The 4,534-nt window shown below is 71.2% G+C and carries 4 protein-coding genes; 1 reads left to right on the top strand and 3 read right to left on the bottom strand.

Annotated features, from left to right (window positions below; translation table 11 throughout):
* The 3 genes from D588_RS24480 to D588_RS0110790 all read right to left on the bottom strand — a co-directional run.
* Positions 1 to 1,059, bottom strand: a 1,059-nt coding sequence (locus tag D588_RS24480; protein WP_043084399.1) for a sensor histidine kinase, incomplete at its 3' end; no start/stop codon positions are given.
* A 100-nt stretch (positions 1,060 to 1,159) separates the two neighbouring features.
* Positions 1,160 to 1,945, bottom strand: coding sequence for an ABC transporter permease (locus D588_RS0110795; protein ID WP_017915978.1), 786 nt, complete (start codon positions 1,943 to 1,945; stop codon positions 1,160 to 1,162).
* Complete coding sequence (locus tag D588_RS0110790; RefSeq protein ID WP_017915977.1) at positions 1,942 to 2,844, bottom strand: ABC transporter ATP-binding protein; 903 nt, start codon at positions 2,842 to 2,844, stop codon at positions 1,942 to 1,944. Before D588_RS0110790 ends, D588_RS0110795 begins: the two co-directional genes overlap by 4 nt.
* Before the next feature lie 250 nt (positions 2,845 to 3,094).
* On the opposite strand from D588_RS0110790, the gene D588_RS0110785 reads away from it, so the two are divergent.
* Positions 3,095 to 4,342, top strand: a complete 1,248-nt coding sequence (locus D588_RS0110785) for an efflux RND transporter periplasmic adaptor subunit (RefSeq protein WP_017915976.1) — start codon at positions 3,095 to 3,097, stop codon at positions 4,340 to 4,342.
* The last annotated feature ends 192 nt before the right edge of the window (positions 4,343 to 4,534 follow it).

The raw sequence follows: 4,534 nt of genomic DNA, 5'->3' as shown, positions 1-4,534 counted from the left end.
GCTGCCGCCCACCGCCTCCAGCCGCTCGCGCATGCTGCTCAGCCCGGTGCCCGGCTGCAGCGCGCCGCCGCGGCCGTCGTCGCGCAGTTCCAGCAGGGCCTGGCCGCGCTCGCAGCACAGCCGCAACTGCGCGTGGCTGGCACGCGCGTGGCGCTGGATGTTGGTGGCGGCCTCGCGCAGCACCAGCGCGAACACCGTCTCCAGTTGCGGGCACGGCGGCAAGGCCTCGACCTGGTAGCGGAAGGTCACCCCCGACGACTCCAGCAGCAGCTTGGCCGAGGCGATCTCCGCCGCCAGCTGCGCCGCGCGGATGCCGCTGACCGCACGCCGCACCTGGCTCAGCGCCTCGCGTGCGACCTGGCCCACTTCCTCCATCTCGCGCTGCGCCGCGGCGGCGTCATGGGCGAGCAGGCGCGTGGCCAGGTCCGACTTCAATGCCACCAGCGACAGGGTGTGGCCGAGCAGGTCGTGCAGGTCGCGACCGATGCGCTCGCGCTCGGCCACCGCCGCCAGGCGCCGCACTTCCTCGTGGCTCAGGCGCAGCTGCGCCTCGCCGCGCGCACGGCGCTCGAAACTGATGTTCATCAGCCCCACCGACAGGCCGACCACCATCGCGCTGACCATGTACAGCGGCGACCAGCCGCGCATCGTCCAGGCCAATGCGAACGAGGCCAGCACCAGCAGCATCGCCGCCACCGCCCGCTTCGGCTCGAAGCAGAACGCCAGGAAGGCGCAGGCATAGATGATGTAGCACTGCGCGCCGGGGTTGTACGGCAGCACCACGAACGCCAGCGCCGCCATGCCGGCCACGCACCAGGGCAGGTAGCGCCGGTGGCGGTAGTAGGCCACGTAGTACAGGGCCAGGAACATCAGATAGCTGGCCAGCGTCGGCGGGAACCAGTTGCGGAAGTAGTACGGCTCGTACAGCGGAGTGACGAACAGCCAGATCGACCACACCAGCGACAGCCACACGAACCAGTGGGTGCTGGGCTTGGCCGAGCTCCAGCCGATGCGGCGGGCGATCAGCGAGTCGGGCGAAGCGTGCAGCAAGGCGATCACGTCGGGCTCCCAGGGCGGCACGGCCGCCGCAGCGCATAGCTTAGCGAAGGCGCCGGCGCGCGAAACCGCGCGGCGACGCCGGGATCGGCACGGCGCACCATCAGCCGCGACGCAGGCGCCGCTGCGCCAGTGCGTAGAACACCACCGTCACCGCCAGCAGCGCGATGACATGGCCGGCACTGCCGTGGCCGTCGCCCTGCCCGACCACGCGCAGCGCCATCTGGCCCAGGTGATAGGACGGCCACAGCGGCGCCAGCGTGGTCAGCCACGCCGGCAGCAGTTGCAGCGGGATCCACAGCCCCGACAGGAACGCCATCGGCAGGTAGATCAGGTTGACCAGCGCCGGTGCGCCGCTGCCGCCGGCATAAGCGCCCAGCGCCAGCCCGATCGCGCAGAACGGCAGCGTGCCCAGCACGTCGACCAGCAGCAGCCCGATCCGCTGCATCGGCGTCAGCATCACCCCGCCGAGCAGCGCGGCCAGCGCCTGCAGCAAGACGCCGATCGCCAGCGCGAAAGCCATCGCCAGCGCGGTGCGCGCCAGCAGCAGGGCCAGCGGCGGCACCGGCATCGCCCGCTTCAGCGCGAGCAGGCCGCGCTCGCGGTCCAGGGCCAGGCCGACGCCGAACCCGAACAGGGCCGGCGCCATCACCCCGAATACGCTGTAGCTGGCCATCAGGTACACCGCCGCGTCGTGGCGCCCATGGTTGAGCAGCACGCCGAACAGCAGGTAGAACAACGGCGGGAACAGCAGCGTGGGCAAGGCGAACGACGGCGTGCGCAGCCAGCGCAGCACCTCGTAGCGGATCTCGCGTAGCAACAGCGCGCCCTGGTCGCGCAACGACCAGGCGGCCGCCGGGGAAGCAACGGACAGATCGATCGGATTCATGCGGCCTCCGCACGGGTGATGGCGAGAAAGGCGTCGGCGAGGCCGGCACGGCGCACTTCCAGCGCCGTCAGCGCCGGATCGCTGGCGAGCAGCCGCGCCACCACCGACTCGGCCGGCTCGGCGACCAGCTCCAGCACCCCGTCGCGGCTCTCGGCGCGGCGCACCTGTGGCCACTGCGCCACCTGCGCCGCCGGCAACGCGCTGCGGCAGCGGATGGTGCATTGCTCGAAGCGCGCACGCAGCTCGGCGACGCTGCCCTCTGCGATCAGCGTGCCGCGCTGCAGCACCGCCACCCGGTCGGCCAGCACCTCGGCCTCTTCCAGATAGTGCGTGGTCAGCAGCACCGCGCAGCCGTCGGCGACCAGTTCGCGGATCGCCCGCCACAGGCCCTGCCGCGCCTCGATGTCCAGGCCGGTGCTGGGCTCGTCCAGGAACAGCACTCGCGGCCGCCCGCAGATCGCCATCGCGAACTGCACGCGGCGCTGCTGGCCGCCGGACAACCGGCCATAGCGGCGTGCCATCACGCCATCCAACCCGGCCAGCGCCACGCAGTCGGCGACGCTGCGCGGCTGCGGGTAATAACCGCGCGCCTGCAGCAGCAGTTCGCCCACGCGCAGGGTGTCCGGCAGCCCGGCGGTCTGCAGCATCGCCCCGGCCTGGCGGCGTGCGGCCAGCGCCCGCGGATCCTGCCCGCACAGGCGCACGCTGCCGGCGTCGGGCGTCTGCAGCCCGAGCAGCAGGCTCACCGCGGTGCTCTTGCCGGCGCCGTTGGCGCCCAGCAGCGCCAGCAACTGGCCGGGCCGCAGTTGCAGGTCGACGCCGTCGAGCGCGACCAGCGTCCCGTAGCGCTTGTGGACGCCGCTGAGCTGCGCCAGCGGCAACGCATCGTGATCGGGCATGGGACACTCCGGTGGTGGCAGGGAGTGCCTAGGCTGCGCCGCGGCGGAGTCGCCGCCCAGTGCGGCGCGTCAGCTGCAGTGGATGACATCTGTCACTGGCAGCCCCCGCACGATTGCCGCATGCTGCGATCCACGCCGAGGGGCGGCGTTCTCCCGCTACAGCGCATCGCAGAAAGTGACTTCCGGCCATGCCCACGGCGGCCGGTGGCTCGCACACTGCAGCGCGCCGACCGTTTCGTTCAAGGACACGATGAGTACTTCCTCCGACCTGCTCAAGGAACTCCGTATCGACCGCAAGGCGCCGCAGAGCGAGCCGCCGTCGCGGCGCGGGCTGTGGATCGCCGTGGTGCTGCTGGTGGTGCTGCTCGCCCTGGGCGCCGGCGGCTGGTGGCTGTTCGGCCGCAGCAAGCCGCTGGAGGTGCGCACCGCCGCGGTGGTGGCGATCGCCCCCGGCAGCAGCAGCGCCTCGGTGCTGGACGCCAGCGGCTATGTGGTGGCGCGGCGCATGGCCACGGTCTCGGCCAAGATCACCGGCAAGGTCCGCGAGGTGCGCATCGAGGAAGGCATGCGCGTGGAGGAAGGCCAGGTGATGGCGACGCTGGATCCGATCGACGCCAACGCGCAACGGGTGCTGTCGGCCTCGCAGCTGGAGGCGGCGCGCAGCCTGGTCGCCAACATGCAGGCGCAGGTGCGCCAGGCCGATGCCGACGCGCAGCGGCTGCAGACCCTGGCCGGCCAGCAACTGGTCTCGCGCTCGCAGTACGAACAGGCCGTGGCGCAGCGCGACGCCCTGCGTGCGCAGTTGCAGAACGCGCAACGCAACGTAGCGGTGGCCGGCAACCAGTTGTCGATCTCCGATCTCAACGTGGACAACACCATCGTGCGTGCGCCGTTCTCCGGCGTGGTCACCGCCAAGGCGGCGCAGCCGGGCGAGATCGTCTCGCCGCTGTCGGCCGGCGGCGGCTTCACCCGCACCGGCATCGGCACCATCGTCGACATGGATTCGCTGGAGATCGAGGTCGAGGTCGGCGAGTCCTACATCGGCCGGGTCAAGCCGGGCATGCCGGTGGAAGCCACGCTCAACGCGTATCCGGACTGGAAGATCCCGGCCGAGGTGATCGCGATCATCCCCTCCGCCGACCGCGGCAAGGCGACGGTGAAGGTGCGCGTGGCGCTGAAGCAGAAGGACGCGCGGATCGTGCCGGAGATGGGCGTGCGGGTCAGTTTCCTGGAGGCGCCGCAGCCGCAAGCGCAGCACACGCCGCAGGGCGTGCGGGTGCCGGGCGCGGCGATCGTCAAGCGCGCCGGCCAGGACGTGGCGTTCGCGGTGAAGGACGACAACACAGTCGAGCAGCGCGCGCTGAAGACCGGCATCGCCCTGGGCGACGACCGCCAGGTGCTGTCCGGCCTGGCCGCCGGTGACACGGTGGTGCTGGATCCGCCAGAGGCCTTGCATGCTGGCATGCAGGTGAAGACGGCGGAGGCCGCTGCGCAGTAGCGCACACCGGTGTGCCACACATTGCGCAAGCGCCCGATGTCGCACTTGATGTAGTCACTTTTCAACTGCACCCAGCGCCGTCACACCGCTCTTGCTCTTGCTCTTGCTCTTGCTCTGCTGTTGCTGTTGCTGTTGCTTGGCTTCGGCTCTTGATTTACCGGGTTCCCTTCCGCAGCGGCGGATGGACCGGGG

It is taken from the genome of Xanthomonas sp. SHU 308 (assembly GCF_000364645.1).
In the GTDB taxonomy this organism is placed as follows: domain Bacteria; phylum Pseudomonadota; class Gammaproteobacteria; order Xanthomonadales; family Xanthomonadaceae; genus Xanthomonas_A; species Xanthomonas_A sontii.
This window is presented reverse-complemented; position numbering and strand designations above follow the sequence as displayed.